The organism is Brevibacterium moorei, from assembly GCF_024580735.1.
In the GTDB taxonomy this organism is placed as follows: domain Bacteria; phylum Actinomycetota; class Actinomycetes; order Actinomycetales; family Brevibacteriaceae; genus Brevibacterium; species Brevibacterium moorei.
Window position 1 is genome coordinate 65,659 of record NZ_JANIJX010000010.1, and the last position, 15,258, is coordinate 80,916.

The 15,258-nt window shown below is 68.5% G+C and carries 14 protein-coding genes; 12 read left to right on the top strand and 2 right to left on the bottom strand.

Translation table 11 applies throughout. From position 1 onward, the window contains the following. Nucleotides 1-22: 22 nt before the first annotated feature. Both NQ034_RS08395 and NQ034_RS08400 read right to left on the bottom strand, forming a co-directional pair. Nucleotides 23-661 (bottom strand): potassium channel family protein, encoded by a 639-nt coding sequence (locus NQ034_RS08395; protein WP_257048307.1) that lies wholly within the window; start codon nt 659-661, stop codon nt 23-25. 94 nt (nt 662-755) lie between these two features. Then, entirely contained in the window at nt 756-2,264 is a 1,509-nt protein-coding gene (locus NQ034_RS08400; RefSeq protein WP_257048238.1) for a TrkH family potassium uptake protein, read from the bottom strand. A gap of 139 nt (nt 2,265-2,403) precedes the next feature. Between NQ034_RS08400 and NQ034_RS08405 the strand changes: the two genes are divergently transcribed. The 12 genes from NQ034_RS08405 (at nt 2,404) to resB (ending at nt 15,237) form a co-directional block, all read left to right on the top strand. Further along, complete coding sequence (locus NQ034_RS08405; protein ID WP_257048240.1) at nt 2,404-3,621, top strand: acetoin utilization protein AcuC; 1,218 nt, start codon at nt 2,404-2,406, stop codon at nt 3,619-3,621. Between the two features lie 232 nt (nt 3,622-3,853). After that, entirely contained in the window at nt 3,854-3,952 is a 99-nt protein-coding gene (locus tag NQ034_RS08410; protein WP_003792170.1) for a 30S ribosomal protein bS22, read from the top strand. 198 nt (nt 3,953-4,150) lie between these two features. Further along, on the top strand, nt 4,151-4,402 hold the full coding sequence (locus tag NQ034_RS08415; RefSeq protein WP_257048243.1) for a glutaredoxin family protein: 252 nt from the start codon (nt 4,151-4,153) through the stop codon (nt 4,400-4,402). Between the two features lie 91 nt (nt 4,403-4,493). Continuing rightward, on the top strand, nt 4,494-6,950 hold the full coding sequence (hemC, locus tag NQ034_RS08420; RefSeq protein ID WP_257048244.1) for a hydroxymethylbilane synthase: 2,457 nt from the start codon (nt 4,494-4,496) through the stop codon (nt 6,948-6,950). Then, nucleotides 6,947-8,626 carry a bifunctional uroporphyrinogen-III C-methyltransferase/uroporphyrinogen-III synthase gene (locus NQ034_RS08425; RefSeq protein WP_257048245.1) on the top strand — a complete coding sequence of 560 codons (1,680 nt, stop codon included), beginning with the start codon at nt 6,947-6,949 and terminating at the stop codon, nt 8,624-8,626. Before hemC ends, NQ034_RS08425 begins: the two co-directional genes overlap by 4 nt. Beyond that, nucleotides 8,623-9,624, top strand: coding sequence for a porphobilinogen synthase (gene hemB, locus NQ034_RS08430; RefSeq protein ID WP_257048246.1), 1,002 nt, complete (start codon nt 8,623-8,625; stop codon nt 9,622-9,624). Before NQ034_RS08425 ends, hemB begins: the two co-directional genes overlap by 4 nt. Continuing rightward, on the top strand, nt 9,617-10,132 hold the full coding sequence (locus tag NQ034_RS08435; RefSeq protein ID WP_257048248.1) for a MarR family winged helix-turn-helix transcriptional regulator: 516 nt from the start codon (nt 9,617-9,619) through the stop codon (nt 10,130-10,132). The genes hemB and NQ034_RS08435 overlap by 8 nt, the downstream gene beginning before the upstream one ends. Next, entirely contained in the window at nt 10,129-11,499 is a 1,371-nt protein-coding gene (hemL, locus tag NQ034_RS08440; protein ID WP_257048250.1) for a glutamate-1-semialdehyde 2,1-aminomutase, read from the top strand. Before NQ034_RS08435 ends, hemL begins: the two co-directional genes overlap by 4 nt. Next, entirely contained in the window at nt 11,496-12,158 is a 663-nt protein-coding gene (locus NQ034_RS08445) for a histidine phosphatase family protein (protein WP_257048251.1), read from the top strand. Before hemL ends, NQ034_RS08445 begins: the two co-directional genes overlap by 4 nt. Then, nucleotides 12,155-12,754, top strand: a complete 600-nt coding sequence (locus NQ034_RS08450) for a TlpA family protein disulfide reductase (protein WP_257048252.1) — start codon at nt 12,155-12,157, stop codon at nt 12,752-12,754. The genes NQ034_RS08445 and NQ034_RS08450 overlap by 4 nt, the downstream gene beginning before the upstream one ends. Nucleotides 12,755-12,784: 30 nt before the next feature. Beyond that, on the top strand, nt 12,785-13,513 hold the full coding sequence (locus NQ034_RS08455; protein ID WP_257048309.1) for a cytochrome c biogenesis CcdA family protein: 729 nt from the start codon (nt 12,785-12,787) through the stop codon (nt 13,511-13,513). Continuing rightward, nucleotides 13,513-15,237, top strand: coding sequence for a cytochrome c biogenesis protein ResB (gene resB, locus NQ034_RS08460; protein ID WP_257048253.1), 1,725 nt, complete (start codon nt 13,513-13,515; stop codon nt 15,235-15,237). Before NQ034_RS08455 ends, resB begins: the two co-directional genes overlap by 1 nt. Nucleotides 15,238-15,258 lie beyond the last annotated feature (21 nt).

Genomic DNA, 15,258 nt, shown 5'->3' on the forward strand with positions numbered 1-15,258 from the left:
GCAGCCCCACGGGGAAGTGCGCCTAGGGTCGGCCGGCGAAGCGCCCCAGCAGTTCGACGTGGCCCGCGACGATGAGCACATCCTGCTTGCCCACGCGCGATTCGGGCTCTGCATAGGTGAAGTCGCGCCCGGGGCTCTTGATGCCCACCACGGTCACGCCGTAGGTCGAGCGGATCTTCGATTCGGCCAGCGTGAAGCCCTGGATCTCCTTGGGCGGGCGCATCTTGACGACCGCGAAGTGCCCGTCGTCGAACTCGATGTAGTCCAGCATCCGACTCGACACCAGGTGCGCGACCCTGGCCCCGGCCTCGGACTCGGGGAACAGCACGTGTTCGGCTCCGATGCGCCGCAGGATCTTTCCGTGCGAGGCCGAAATCGCCTTGGCCCACACCTGGTCCACGCCCAGATCGACCAGGTTCGCCGTGGTCAGCACGCTGGCCTCGATCGATGTCCCGATGCCCACCACTGCGGATGAGAACTCCTGCGCGCCGATCTGGCGCAGCGCGTCGATATTCGTCGAATCCGCCTCGACCACGTGGGTCAGCCGGCCCGACCAGTCCTGCACCAGGTTCGGATTGCGCTCGACGGCCATCACCTCGTAGCCCAGCCGGATCAGCTGTTCGGCCGTCGCGGCACCGAACCGGCCCAGCCCGACGACCAGGACCGAGGACGCGGTCGCCTTGGGCTCCCGCTTGAAGGCGCCGAAGGGGAACGGCGCGCGGGCCCGGCCGTGCTCCGGCGCGTCGGTGGACCTGTTAGCCAATGATGGGCCTTTCCTCTGGGTAGCGGAACATGCGCTGGGTGTCCCGGACGGACATCGCTGCCGCCAGGGTTATCGTACCCAGCCGTCCCACCAGCATCAGCACGGAAAGGACGTAGAGCCCGGCGGGCGGGCTGGCGGCGGTCACCCCGGTCGACAGGCCGCAGGTGCCGAAGGCGGAGATCACCTCGAACAGCACCTGGTCCAACTGCTGCCCGGTGACCTGTAGCAGGGCCAGTGTCCCGCCGATGACGATCACGAAGCCGGCCAGGGTCACGCTGATCGCCAGGCGAATCGCAGCCCTGTCGATCCGCCGCCGGAAGGCCACGACATCGCCCAGGCCCCTGGCCTCGGACCAGGCGGCCAGCAGCAGCACGGCCAGGGTCGTGACCTTGATGCCGCCGGCGGTCGACGAGGATCCGCCGCCGATGAACATGAGCACGTCGAGGATCAGATGCGAGGAAGGGTTCATCGCGTTGATGTCGAAGGTGGAGAAGCCCCCGGAGCGCGGCATCACGGACATGAACAGGGTCTCCATGAACGTCTGGCCCACGCCCTTGTGGCCCAGGGTCTGCGAATTGGAGTACTCGAACAGGTAGAGGAAGGCCACCCCGAAGACCACCAGCAGACCGGAAGTGGCCAGGGTCAGCTTGGTGTGCAGGTCCCAGGACCGCGGGCGGCGCCACCAGACGGCCATGATGAGCACAACGGGGAAGCCCAAGGAGCCGACGAACACGGAGGCCATGATGACGCTGAGGATCCAGGGGTCGTCCGCGAAGTACTCCATTCCGCCGCGGTGGACGGTGAAGCCCGCGTTGTTGAACGACGAGATCGAATAGAACAGGGCATGTAGCACGGACATCCCGAAGGAGTCCCCGCGGATCAGGAAGCGGGGGAACAACAACAGGAAGACCACGGCCTCGGCGGAGATGATCGTGGTGACCACGGTGCGCAGCAGGGTGCCGACCTGGCCCAGCTGCAGGGTGTTCGTCGCCTGCGCGGCGATCAGCCGCTGGCGCAGGCCCAGCCGTTTGGACACCGCCATGCCCAGCACGCTGGCCAGGGTCAGGATGCCCAGGCCGCCCACCTGGATGGCCGCGGTGATGACACCCAGGCCGAAGGGCGACCAGTAGTCCTCTGTGACCACGGGGGACAGGCCGGTGACGCACACGGCCGAGACCGCCACGAAGATGCTGCGGGCCAGATAGTGGCCCAGGTCCGGGTCCCAACCCGCGGTCCGTCCGGCGGTGTCGCCCAGAGCGCTGCCGTCCCCGGTGCCGGCGTCCAGTGCGGGCCCCTGATGGGAGATCGGCAGGCACAGCAGCACGGCGAAGACGACTACGACGGCCAGGAAGGAGAAGATCGCCAGGCGCGCCGGCGAACCGCTGGCCAGCCGGTCGACGAGGTCCCTGAGCCTGCCGGCCGCTCCGGCGCCTCGGGCACGTGGGCCCTGGGGCCCCGGCTGCCGGTGCTGGCCCTGTTCGGGCGGCGGTTGGACGTTCACACGGACATCGTAGTCGGCATCGGGGCGGCGGGCCCGGCCGACGATCCCGGGGCGCCCGGTTCCCGGCCCGGACGTCTGCCGAGTGTCCGGATCGTGGCCTGTGCGTGATCCGCGTCATCAGGCGGTTAGAGTATGAACCATGAGCAAACGCCAGACCGACGTCCTGGTCATCTGGGACGAGGTGTTCACCGAATACAACTTCGGCACAGGTCACCCGATGCATCCCCTGCGCCTGGACCTGACGGCGAAGTTGGCCCAGGACTTCGGGCTCTTCGACAGCGCGCGCATCCACATCAGGTCGGTGCCCGAGGTCGACGAGGCCGAACTGTCCAGACTGCACAGTCCCGAGTTCATCGCCGCGGTCAACGACGCCGGGCGGATGTCCGAACACGGGTCCGACATCCCAGACGAGGTGCAGCAGGCATTCGGCATCGGGACCGAGGACGTGCCGGCCTTCGGGCAGATCCACGAGGCATCGGGGCGGATCTTCCAGGGCGGCATCGAGGCCGCCAGGGCGATCACCTCCGGCGGGTACGAACGCGCCGTGAACTTCTGTGGGGGCATGCACCACGCGATGCCGGGCAAGGCGGGGGGATTCTGTGTCTACAACGACGTGGCGGCCTCGATCCAGCAGTTCCTGGACGCGGGATACGAACGCATCGCCTATATCGACCTGGACGCCCACCACGGCGACGGCACTGAGAACTTCTTCTGGGACGATCCGCGGGTGCTGACCGTCTCGCTGCACGAGAACGGCCGGTTCCTCTATCCCGGTACCGGCTTCGCCAATGACATCGGCGGGCTCAAGGCGGCAGCCAGTGCGGTCAACGTCGCGCTGCCCCCGCGCACCGCGGACGCCGATTGGCTGCGCTCCTTCGATGCGGTGGTCCCCGCTGTACTGCGCGAGTTCGATCCGCAGATCATCGTGTCCCAGCACGGCTGCGACGGCCACGATGTGGATCCGCTGACTCACCTGCGGTTGTCGGTCGACGCCATGCGGGTTGCCGCCATGTGGATCCGGGATCTGGCCGATGACCTGTGCGAGGGCCGCTGGCTGGCCACCGGCGGCGGCGGATACGCCATCGCCGAGGTCGTGCCGAGGGCGTGGACCAATCTGGTGGCGATCGCGGCCGGGTTGGATCTGGATCCGCTGACCCCGACCCCGGAACGGTGGCGCAACTATGTGGCGAACATGACGGGCAGGGACCGCGCCCCACTGGCCATGACCGACGGCCACGACGGGCAGTTCCAGCCCTGGGCCACCGGCTACGACCCGGAGTCGGATCTGGACCGCACGGTGATGAGCACGCGCAAGAACATCTTCCCGTTCTACGGTCTGGACGCCTACTACGACTGATTCACGTGAGTTCGCCGAGCCGTCACAGATGTGCGCTGTGCGCCGGTTCAGCCGCACGTTTATGACGGATCGGCGGGTGGGGTGAGGTAACGAACAGCCGGAATTTCTGTGAAGTTTGGGTTTCGTGGGGACTGGGCGATAGAATTGGGTGTTACGTTCTATCGTCGGCTCCACTAGGGGACGCGCGATCCGGGCGTTCTTCGTCATTAGTGTCTTAAGCAAAGGACTTACTGTGGGTTCAGTCATCAAGAAGCGCCGCAAGCGTATGGCCAAGAAGAAGCACCGCAAGTTGCTTCGCAAGACGCGTCATCAGCGCCGCAACAAGAAGTAAGACGTTCTTGGTGGCTCCCGGACCCCGGTTCGGGAGATGATCCATACTCCCGCCCGATCGGCGGCAGGGGATCCGCAGAACCGTCCCAGAGTCGGTCCGTGTTCGCGACAGGCGCTCCCGCATTCGCCGGGAGCGCCTGTACCTGCGCTACGGACCCTGTGCCCGCCCGGGCTCATCAGCAATGAGGAATCCGCGAACATGAGTGTCGCACTGACCTTTCTGACCCGCGCCGACTGCCATCTGTGCGATGCCGCGCGCCGGGTCGTGCTGGCCGGAATCGCCTGTCGCGATGTGGACCTCACGGAAGTCGACATCGACTCCGATGATGACCTGCGGGCCAAATACGACTGGGATGTTCCCGTCGTTCTGATCAACGGACGCCAGCACAGTTTCCACCGTGTCGATCCGGACCGTCTTGCCCGCGCGCTCGACCGTGCGGAGTCCGCGTGAAATTCCTTGAACACTCACGCGAAGTCCCCACCGGGGCCCGTGGGTGTTCGTCTCTTGAAGGGGGCACACATTGACTCTCCTCGTAATAGGCGTGAACCATCGGACCGCGCCGATGTCGGTCCTGGAGGCGTTCGCGCTCGGTGGTGGGGAAGTCACTGATCTGCGCACGCGGGCACTGGCCGGTGAGTACGTCGCCGGTGTCAACGTGCTCTCCACCTGTAACCGACTGGAGGTCCTGGCCGACGTCACGGCCTTCCACGGTGGTCTGGCCGATATCGGCACCGCCCTGGTCGCGGTGACCGGGTTGGACTGGCAGGAGCTGTCGCAGCACCTCTACGCGCACTTCGGGGAGAAGGCGGAGGAGCACCTCTTCACACTGGCCGCCGGACTGGACTCCATGGCCCTGGGAGAATCCCAGATCCTGGGTCAGCTGCGCGACTCGGCACGCGCCTCCCGGCAGGCGAAGACCCTGACCCCCGATATGATCCACATCCTGGACAAGGCGCTGGAGGTCGGCAAACGGGCCCATTCGGAGACCGCCCTGGACTCCGTGGCCCAATCCCTGCTGGAATCGGCCCTGGGCGCCGGTGTTGCCCACATCGGGCCGCTGACCAGGGCGAACGCCCTGGTGATCGGTGCCGGCGCCATGTCGGGTCTGGCCGTCACGACCCTGCACCGGCACTCCATCAAGTCCATCACCGTGTTGGGCCGGACTCTGGAGAAGGCCGAACGCCTGGTCGCCCCGCTGGGCGGACGCGCGGTCCAGTGGACGGACGAAGCCCTGGTGCGCGAACTTGCCGCCGCCGACCTCATCGTGTCCGTCACCGGAGCGCGCGGCACCGTGGTGGACAAGGACACCGCGATTGAGGCCCTGCAGCGTGACGAGGTGGGTTCGAAGAACAAGTTCTTCATCGACCTGGCCCTGCCGCACGACATCGCCCATGACGTCGCCGAACTGCCTCATGTGCGCGTGATGGGACTGAGTGAGTTGTCCCGCCAGTTCGCGGACACCTCCTCCCAGGAGACATCGTCGGTGGTCGCCGTGATCGGCGAGGTCAAGGAGATCATCCAGGCCGCGCTGGACGAGGAAGCCGTCCACCGGGTGGCGAAGAAGGTCAGCCCCACGGTCTCCGCCCTGCGCGAGCAGGCCCAGGAGATCGTCGACGGCGAATACGACAGGCTCGCGCGCAAGCTCGGTGGCGATGTGCCGCAGTCCCAGCTGGCCGAGATCCGCCGGACACTCCAGCGGATCGCCGAGAAGATCATCCACACGCCCACCGTGCGGGTCAAGGAGTTGTCCGCCGAGGACGAATCCGTCGATTACGCGGCAGCCCTGACGAACCTGTTCGACCTCTCGAAGACCCCGGCGGACAAGCAGGGCGAACTCGACCGGAACCGGGTGGACTTCTCCGCGGAGGGCATGCCCAAGCGCACCGCCAGCGCCAACCACTATGTGCCGGCCGACGGCCTGCGCCCGGTGGCAGATCACACCCTCGATGTGGTCGAACCCGAATTCTTCACCGGCCGGACCATGCGCCTGGGCACCCGCCGGTCCCGCCTGGCGCGCTCCCAGTCCACGGCCGTGGCCCAGCAGCTGGCCGCCCTGACCGGCTGGCGGATCGAGATCGTCGAGGTCGTCACCGAGGGCGACGTCAATATGACCCCGCTGGCCAAACTGGGCGGCTCGGGCGTGTTCGTCTCCGCGGTCCGCCGTGCCCTGCTCACGGGCAAGGTCGACATGGTCGTCCACTCGCTCAAGGACCTGCCAACCGCTCCGGCCGCGGGTATCGACCTGGCCGCGGTGCCCCCGCGCGTGGATCCATCCGACGTGCTCATCACGCGCGACGGGCTGACACTGGACGAACTGCCGGCCGGCGCCGTGGTGGGCACCGGTTCGCCCCGGCGCGCCGCCCAGCTGCGTGCGGCCCGTCCCGACCTGGACGTGCGCGGGGTGCGCGGCAATGTCGACACCCGCATCAAGCACGTGACCGAGGGCCGGCTGGACGGCGTGGTCATCGCCGCCGCCGGCGTCCGCCGCCTGGGCCGCCTGGCCGAGGTGACCGACACTCTGGACACCTCCGTGATGCTGCCGGCGGCCGGGCAGGGCGCGCTGGCGATCGAATGCCGCTCCGAGGACGCGGACCTAAGCGACACGGACGCGGAGATCCGCGCCGCTCTGAACACCATCAACGATCCGTCAACGGCCCTGCGGGTGGCCGCCGAACGCGCGGTGCTCAGCCGCTCGGAGGCGGGCTGCTCCGCCCCGATCGGGGCGCTGGCGACCATCGAGGGCTCGACCCTGCGGCTGGCCTCGGTGATGGCCGGGGTCGACGGGCACCTGCAGCGGGTCTCGCACCTGACGGCCCTGCCCGCCGGCGCGGACGGCGCCCCTGAACTGTCGAGTTCCGCGGCGCTCCATGCGGCCCTGCGGATCGGCTACGATTCCGCGGACGAACTTTTGCACATCCTGGGCGAGGTCCCGGATACCCTTGCCGGATCCAACGCCCCGACGGAGAACCTGCCTGGCATGGTCGGAGGACGCTCATGAATCTAGAACAGTCCCTGTCCCAGCAGAGCCTGGGTCACAAGCCCAGCGCGCACAAGGCGCATCTGAACGCCAAGCTGCCCGCCGTGTACTTCCTGGGCGCGGGCCCCGGAGATCCGCAGCTGCTGACGATCCGCGGCGCCGAACTGCTGGGTGCTGCCTCCGCCGTGGTCTACGACGCACCGGCCCACGACGACATCCTGTCCGCCTTCGTCGCGGCCGGGGTCGAACGCATCGACGCCGCGACCCTGGGACAGGCGGCCAGCACGCGCGGGCGCCGTCTGGCAGAACTGGCGCTGGACCACGGCCTGGTGGTGCGCATCGTGTCTGACGACGGGGTGCTCTTCGCCTCCACCGCTGACGAGGCCTCGGCCGTCAACCGCAACAAGGTCCCGTTGGAGATCGTGCCGGGCGTGGGCGTGGTCGCCTCGCTGGGCGCTTTCACCGGCACGGAGATCACCGGCAACCGGGTCCGCTCCCTGCGCCTGATCGAGGCGGGCGAGATGACCCACTCGGACGCCTCGAAGCACCGCAACACCGCCAATGTGCTCACCGGATCCGCCGTCGACCTGCTGGCCGGGCTGAAGTCCCTGGCCGCCGACGGCTGGGACCCGGAACTGCCCGTGCTGTTGACCTCGGGCCTGTCGACCATCCACCAGTCGACCAATGAGTTCACGCTGACCACGGCGATCGCGCACCTGTCCGCCCCGGCGGACACCACCGCGGACCCGGCACCCGCTGCGCCGACCTGTGGTCTGCTGCAGGCCGTACTGGGCCAGGGTGCGGGCGTCCGCCGTGACCTGGCGTGGTTCGAGACCCGCCCGCTGTTCGGCTGGCAGGTACTGATCCCGCGGACCAAGGAACAGGGTTCCTCGACCGCGGACCTGCTGGGCGAGTACGGCGCGGAGGGCACCATCGTGCCGACCATTGCGATCGCTCCGCCGCGCAGCCCCAAGCACATGGAGCGGGCAATGCACGCACTGGTCGACGGGGACTACCAGTGGATCGGCTTCACCAGCGTCAACGCGGTGCGCGCCGTGAAGATGTGGCTCGACGACCTGGGCCTGGACACCCGAGCCCTGGCCGGCGTGCGGGTCGCAGCGGTGGGCGGACCCACCGCCGAGGCCTTGGCGACCTGGGGGATCGAGGCGGACCTGGTGCCCAGCGGCGAGCACTCGGCCCGCGGCCTGGTGGCCGACTGGCCCGAGTTCGACAAAGACGACCACGCCTTCAACCGGGTGTTGCTGCCGCGTGCCGACATCGCGACCGAGGTGCTGGTCGCGGGCCTGACGGAGCTGGGCTGGGACGTCGACGACGTCACCGCCTACCGGACAGTGCGCGCAGCGCCCCCCGCCGCCCCGGTGCGCGAGGCGATCAAGCGCGGGGACTTCGACGCGGTGCTGTTCACCTCGTCCTCGACGGTGCGCAATCTGTTGGGCATCGCCGGCAAGCCCCCGGCCACCACGGTGGTCGCCTGCATCGGGCAGGCCACCGCACAGACCGCGATGGATCAGGGCCTGCGGGTCGATGTCATCGCCGGCGAGGCGAACCTGGACCGGTTGGTGGCAGATCTGGCCGAGTTCGCCCGAACTCAGCGCGATGAACAGGTGACGGCGGGACAGGTGCCGGTGCGGCCCTCGCAGACCCGGCGTCGGAACAAGAAGAGAAGTGTGAAATGAGCGAATTCGAATTGGCACCCGGCTCGGTCCGTCCGCGCCGTCTGCGGCAGTCAGCGGCGGTGCGCCGGCTGGTCAGGGAGAATCGTCTGCACCCGTCCGATCTGATCGAGGTGCTGTTCGTCCGCGAGGACCTCAGCGCCCCGCGCGAACTCGAATCCATGCCAGGGGTCTTCCAGCACACGCTGGAATCCCTGGTCGAGGCGGCGCGGGAGGCCGCCGATGCGGGCGTGGGCGGCGTGATGCTCTTCGGCATCCCGACCCACCGCGACGCCACCGGTAGCCAGGCCGATGATCCCGAGGGCATCCTGAACCGCGGTCTGCGCGCGGTTAGCGAGGCGGTGGGCGACCGCACCGTGGTGATGGCCGACCTGTGCCTCGATGAGTTCACCGATCACGGCCACTGTGGCGTGCTGGCCGCCGACGGCGGCGTGGACAACGACGCGACGCTGGACCGCTATGCGGCGATGGCGATCGCCCAGGCGAGGGCCGGCGCGACCGTGCTGGGCCTGTCGGGCATGATGGACGGCCAGGTTGGTGCCGTGCGCGTGGCCCTGGACGAGGCCGGCCTGTCGGAGACGATCGTGATGGGCTACACCGCCAAGTACGCCTCGGCCTTCTACGGTCCCTTCCGCGAGGCCGTGGACTCCCAGCTCACCGGTGACCGCAAGACCTATCAGCAGGACCCGGCCAATGGCCGCGAGGCCCTGCTGGAGCTGGACCTGGACCTGGCCGAGGGCGCCGACATCGTCATGGTCAAGCCGGGTCTGCCCTACCTGGACGTGCTCTCCGAGGTCGCTGCGGCCAGCCCCGTGCCGGTCTGGAGCTATCAGATCTCCGGCGAGTACGCGATGATCGAATTCGCGGCCCGGGCCGGTGCGATCGATCGCGACAAGGCGGTCTGGGAATCGCTCATGGCCTTCAAGCGCGCAGGCGCCGACGCCGTCCTGACCTACTATGCGACCGAATTCGCTCGCAGACTCCGTGATGGCGATGACTGAGCGGACCGGGTCCTCCGCTGCGGCCGAGTCCGCAACCGGGTCCCAGCCACGCTGGCTCGACGACTGCGAACAGCTGGCCTGGCGCGAACTCTGGAACGCCTACGGTCTGCTCGACGCGCAGCTCGACCGCGATCTGCGCACCGACTGCGGGCTCTCGCTGAGCGAGTACGGACTGCTGGTCCGGCTGTCCGAACAGTCCGACTGGAAGATCCGGATGGCCGCCCTGGCCGACCTCAGCGGAATCTCCCGCTCACGGCTGACCCATTTGGTGTCGCGGATGGAGAAGCGCGGACTGCTGGAACGCTGTTCGGCCTCCGAGGACGGCCGCGGCATCATCTGCGTGATGACCCAGGAGGGGTATCGGCAGCTGGTTGCCGCCGCACCGCGCCATGTGGAAAGCGTGCGGGACAATCTGATCGACCTACTGGACCATGACGAACTGACGACCCTGGCCTCGGCGTTCGCCAAGGTCAACGCACATCTGCACCAGCAGGAGGGAAACGGATGAGCACCACCGCCCGATCGCAGGACCTCTTCGCCCGCGCCCAACGGGTCACCCCGGGCGGAGTCAACTCGCCGGTGCGCGCCTTCCAGGCCGTCGGCGGCACCCCGCGCTTCATCCACAGCGCCAAGGGCGCCATCCTGACCGATGTCGATGGCAACGAGTACGTTGACATGATCGGCTCCTGGGGCCCGATGATCCTGGGCCACGCCCATCCACAGGTGCTCGACGCGGTGCAGCGGGCAGCAGCCCGCGGCTTCTCCTTCGGCACTCCCGGTGAGAACGAGGTCGTGCTGGCCGAAGAGATCGTGGCCCGGGTGGCGCCCGTCGAGCAGGTGCGTCTGGTCAATTCCGGCACCGAGGCGACGATGAGCGCCATCCGCCTGGCCCGCGGCTTTACCGGCCGGTCGAAGATCGTGAAGTTCGCCGGCTGCTATCACGGCCACGTGGACGCGCTGCTGGCCGCCGCGGGCTCGGGACTCGCGACCTTCGCTCTGCCGGACAGCCCCGGCGTGACCGGCGCGGAATCCGGCGACACGATCGTGGTCGACTACAACGACCAGGACGCCCTGCGCGCGGTCTTCGCCGAACACGGCCCGCAGATCGCAGCTGTCATCACCGAGGCCTGCCCCGGCAATATGGGCATCGTCCCGCCCCTGGACGGCTTCACCCAGCTGATCCGCCGGCTGACCAAGGAAGCCGGCGCCCTGATGATCTCCGACGAGGTGATGACCGGCTTCCGGGTCTCTGACACCGGCTGGTACGGCTACGAATCGGCCCGCGACGGCTACCCGGACGGACCCGCCGATCTGTTCACCTTCGGCAAGGTGATGGGCGGGGGCTTCCCCGCCGCCGCCTTCGGGGGACGCGCCGATGTGATGGGCCACCTGGCACCCGCGGGTCCCGTCTACCAGGCCGGCACGCTGTCGGGCAATCCGGTGGCCACCGCCGCCGGTATCGCGACCCTGCGCCTGACGAGGGAAACGGACGTCTACACCCATCTGGAAGCGGCCGCAGACCGGCTGCGCCCGGAGATCTCCACGGCGCTGTCGGCCGCAGGCGTGGCGCACACGATCCAGTCGGCCGGTTCCATGTTCTCCGTCTTCTTTACGCCGGGCACGGACGGCCGGGTGCGCGACTACGACGATGCGCGCGGCCAGGACAGTGCCGCCTACTCCGCCTTCTTCACCTCGATGCTGGAGTCGGGCGTGCACCTGCCGCCGAGCGCCTTCGAGGTGTGGTTCCTGTCCCTGGCCCACACCCCCGAGGTGCTCGACCGGGTGGTCGCGGCCCTGCCGAAGGCGGCCCGGGCCGCAGCTGCTGCACAGGATTCCGCGGCCGCGGCCACTGCTGATCGAGGAGGTCTGGCATGAGCACCGTCCGCATCCACCTGACCCGCCACGGCGAGGTCCACAATCCCGATGGCATCCTCTACGGCCGCCTGCCCGGCTACGGCCTGTCCGAGCTGGGCCACCGGATGGCCCAGCGGGTCGGCGAGCACTTCACCGGCGGGGACTTCACGGTCCGTGCCCTGGTCCGCTCGCCGCTGCTGCGCACGGCCGAGACCATCGCGCCCCTGGCCTCGGCCCTGGGGATGGAACCGCGGGAGGACCCGCGTGTGATCGAGGCGGCCAACCGCTTTGAGGGCCAGCATGCGGGGGCCGCGAACTTCCTGCAGCTGAAGAACCTGCCGCTGGTCTACAACCCGCTGCGCCCATCCTGGGGCGAGCCCTACACCGCCCAGGTGGTGCGGATGCGCGCGGCCATGGCCACCCTGCGCCGCGAACTCGAGGCGATCGCCCGCGATGAGTCGCTGGACACCGTCGACGGGGTCATCGTGAGCCACCAGCTGCCCATCTGGGTGACCCGCCTGGCAGCACAGGGCCGCCCGTTGGTCCACGACCCGCGGCGCCGCGAATGCGCGCTGGCCTCTGTCACGACCTTCACATACGAGGGTGGGAAACTGGCGGGCGTGCACTATGACGATGTGAGCGCGGATCTGCAGCCGGCGAAGAACGTGGCCGGGGCATGAAATACACGCAGCGACCGGTCACCCGCCGCGCGGCCCTGAGTATCACGCTGGGCGCGGCGCTGGTGACGCTTTCGGCCTGCAAATCGAGCAATGACGAACTGGCCCAGCAGGCCGGCTCCAATCAGGGCTACATCTCCGGCGACGGCGTCGTCACCCAGTTGGGCGAGGGCGACCGCGGCAAGCCCCTGGACCTGGAATTCACGGACCTGGCGGGCAAGAAGCACTCGCTGGCCGAGTACCGGCCCAAGGCCGTCGTGATCAACCTGTGGTACGCCGCCTGCCCACCGTGCCGCAAGGAGGCGCCCGACCTGGTCGAGGTGTCCCAGAAGTTCAAGAAGGACGTCGTGTTCCTGGGCGTGAACGTGCGCGATCAGGCGCCGGCGGCCAAGTCCTTCATCGACACCTTCAAGGTGCCGTACACCAATATGATCGACACGGACGGCGCGATGGTGTCCCTGCTCTCGAGCATCCTGCCCCCGCAGGCCACGCCCTCGACCGTGGTGCTCGACGCCCAGGGCCGGGCCGCCGCCCGCATCGTGGGCGCCTCCGAGTCCTCCACCCTGCGCGGTGTCATCGAAGACGTGCTGAAGGGCTGAGGCGTGGGCCATCAGTTCGCCGAGACGGTCATGTCCGGCCCGCTCCTGCTGGCCATCGGGGTATCCGTACTGGCGGGCCTTGTGTCCTTCATCTCACCGTGTGTGCTGCCCCTGGTGCCCGGCTACGTCGGCTATGTCACGGGCCTGACCGGCACGACGCTCAAAGAGCAGCGGACCCGCACCGTCTTGGCGGGCGTGGGCCTGTTCGTGCTGGGCTTCGCCGCGGTCTTCGTGGCCTTCGGGACGTTGTTCTCCGCGGTGGGCGCCCTGCTCACGCAGTACCTCGACATCATCACCCGGATCATGGGGATCGTGGTGATCCTGGCCGGGGTGGTGTTCATGGGCGGCTTCACCTGGTTGCAGCGCGACCGCCATCTGGGGGTGCGCCCGGCCGCCGGACTGTGGGGCGCACCGCTGCTGGGCGCGACCTTCGCCCTGGGCTGGGCCCCGTGCATCGGCCCGACCCTGGCCGCCGTGCTCACCCTGTCCACCAGCTTCGGTGGAACGGGCTCGCCCTGGCGCGGGGCCCTGCTGACGTTCTGCTACTGCCTGGGCCTGGGCATCCCGTTCCTGGTGGTGGCCTTCCTGCTGAGCAAGGGGTTGGGCCGGCTGGCCTGGTTGCGCCGCCACCAGCGGGCGATCGTGGTGGCCGGCGGCGTCATGTTGATCCTCTTGGGGATCGTATTGGTCAGTGGATTGTGGAACGCCTGGATGGCTCGGCTGCAGCTGAGCGTTGGCGGATTTGAGACGGTGATTTGATGAGTGGCGGACCAGCCGATCGCAAGGACGAACTGGCCGAGGCCGGGACGGGCTCCCAGCCGGGCGCGGAACCCGGCGCGCGTGCCGGCGGGCCCGGTGGCCCCGGCAAGAAGGCAGCGCCCGATATCGGCTTCATCGGCATGCTGCGCTGGGGTTGGCGGCAGCTGACCACGATGCGCTCCGCGCTGATCCTGCTGCTCATCCTGGCCCTGGCCGCCATTCCCGGCTCCCTGTTGCCCCAGCGGATCCAGGATCCGGCGCGGGTCACGAACTACATCGACGCCAATGGCGCCTGGGGGCAGATCGCCGACAAACTGCAGCTGTTCGACGTCTATTCGAGCTTCTGGTTCTCCGCCGTCTACATTCTGCTGATGATCTCGCTGATCGGCTGTGTCATCCCGCGCACCAGCCAGCACTTCAAGGCGATGCGGGCGCGTCCGCCCAAGGCCCCGCGCCGGCTGACCCGGATGCCCGGTTATGAGTCCTTCCCATTGGCCTCCGTCGGCCGTGCGGACGAGGAGGCGGCCGCCGACGGTGCCGGCGCCCGGGGGGCAGGCGGGGACCTCGGCGCCGATGAACTGCTCGATGCGGCGGCGGCCAAGCTGAAGTCGGCGGGCTACCGGATCGACCGGCACGCCGACCACGTCGCGGCCGAGCGCGGCTATCTGCGCGAGACCGGCAACCTGCTGTTCCACGTGGGCATCCTGGCGGTCACCGTGACCATGGCGATCGGTTCGACCCTGGGCTATTCGGGCCAGCGGATCCTGGTCCAGGGCGAGACCTTCACGAACTCACTGGTGTCCTATGACTCGTTCACCCCTGGCCGCTTCTTCTCACCCGACCGGTTGCCGGACTTTCGGCTCAAACTCAACGACTTCGAATCGAGCTTCGACTCGACCAGCTCCGGACCGCAGTTCGGCCAGCCGCGCACCTTCGCCGCCGATGTCACGGAGACCCGCGACGGGGTCGAATCCCGGCATGAACTGCAGGTCAACGAGCCCATCCGGATGGACGGCTCGCGCGCCTACCTGACCGGCAACGGCTATGCGCCGAAGGTCACGGTGCGCAATAACGCGGGCGATGTCGTGTTCGCCGGCCCCGTGGTGTTCCTGCCCGCCGATGGCAACTACGCCTCGCGCGGGGTCATCAAGGTGCCCGACACCGGAGGAGCCGGTTCCGGGGTGACGACCAGCGGCAGCACGAGCGATCAGCTGGGCTTCGGCGGGGTGCTGCTGCCCACCGCGGGAGTCAACGACGACGGAGAACTCATCTCCACCTTCGCCGAGCTGCGCAATCCCGTGCTGGCCCTGAGCGTCTGGAAGGGCGATCTGGGCCTGGGCGAGGGCGTGCCGCAATCGGTCTACGAACTCGACACCGACAAGATGCAACAGGTGCGCAACTCCGAGGGCCAGCCGATGACCCTGCGGATGAGCCCGGGACAGACGGAGGACCTGCCCGATGGCATGGGTTCGATCACCTTCGACGGGATCGACAAGTTCGTCTCCCTCGATGTGCGCTACGACCCCACGCAGGGCCTGATGCTGGTGTTCGCGGTGCTGCTGTTCGCGGGCCTGGCAGGATCGATGTTCGTGCCCAGACGGCGCATGTGGGTGCGCGTCAAGGACGGCACGGTCGAGGTCGCCGCCCTGGCCCGCGGTGACGATCCGCGGGTCGAACAGGCCGCGCGGGCCCTAAGCGTAGACTTGCAGGACCGAGAAGACTAGCCGGGGACCCCGGCGGAGGAT

Coding starts and splice junctions, on each gene's coding strand:
- NQ034_RS08415 (WP_257048243.1), top strand. CDS start 4,151: ATGAGTGTCGCACTGACCTTTCTGACCCGCGCCGACTGCCATCTGTGC.
- NQ034_RS08425 (WP_257048245.1), top strand. CDS start 6,947: ATGAATCTAGAACAGTCCCTGTCCCAGCAGAGCCTGGGTCACAAGCCC.
- hemL (WP_257048250.1), top strand. CDS start 10,129: ATGAGCACCACCGCCCGATCGCAGGACCTCTTCGCCCGCGCCCAACGG.
- NQ034_RS08435 (WP_257048248.1), top strand. CDS start 9,617: ATGACTGAGCGGACCGGGTCCTCCGCTGCGGCCGAGTCCGCAACCGGG.
- NQ034_RS08445 (WP_257048251.1), top strand. CDS start 11,496: ATGAGCACCGTCCGCATCCACCTGACCCGCCACGGCGAGGTCCACAAT.
- NQ034_RS08405 (WP_257048240.1), top strand. CDS start 2,404: ATGAGCAAACGCCAGACCGACGTCCTGGTCATCTGGGACGAGGTGTTC.
- NQ034_RS08450 (WP_257048252.1), top strand. CDS start 12,155: ATGAAATACACGCAGCGACCGGTCACCCGCCGCGCGGCCCTGAGTATC.
- hemB (WP_257048246.1), top strand. CDS start 8,623: ATGAGCGAATTCGAATTGGCACCCGGCTCGGTCCGTCCGCGCCGTCTG.
- resB (WP_257048253.1), top strand. CDS start 13,513: ATGAGTGGCGGACCAGCCGATCGCAAGGACGAACTGGCCGAGGCCGGG.
- NQ034_RS08455 (WP_257048309.1), top strand. CDS start 12,785: ATGTCCGGCCCGCTCCTGCTGGCCATCGGGGTATCCGTACTGGCGGGC.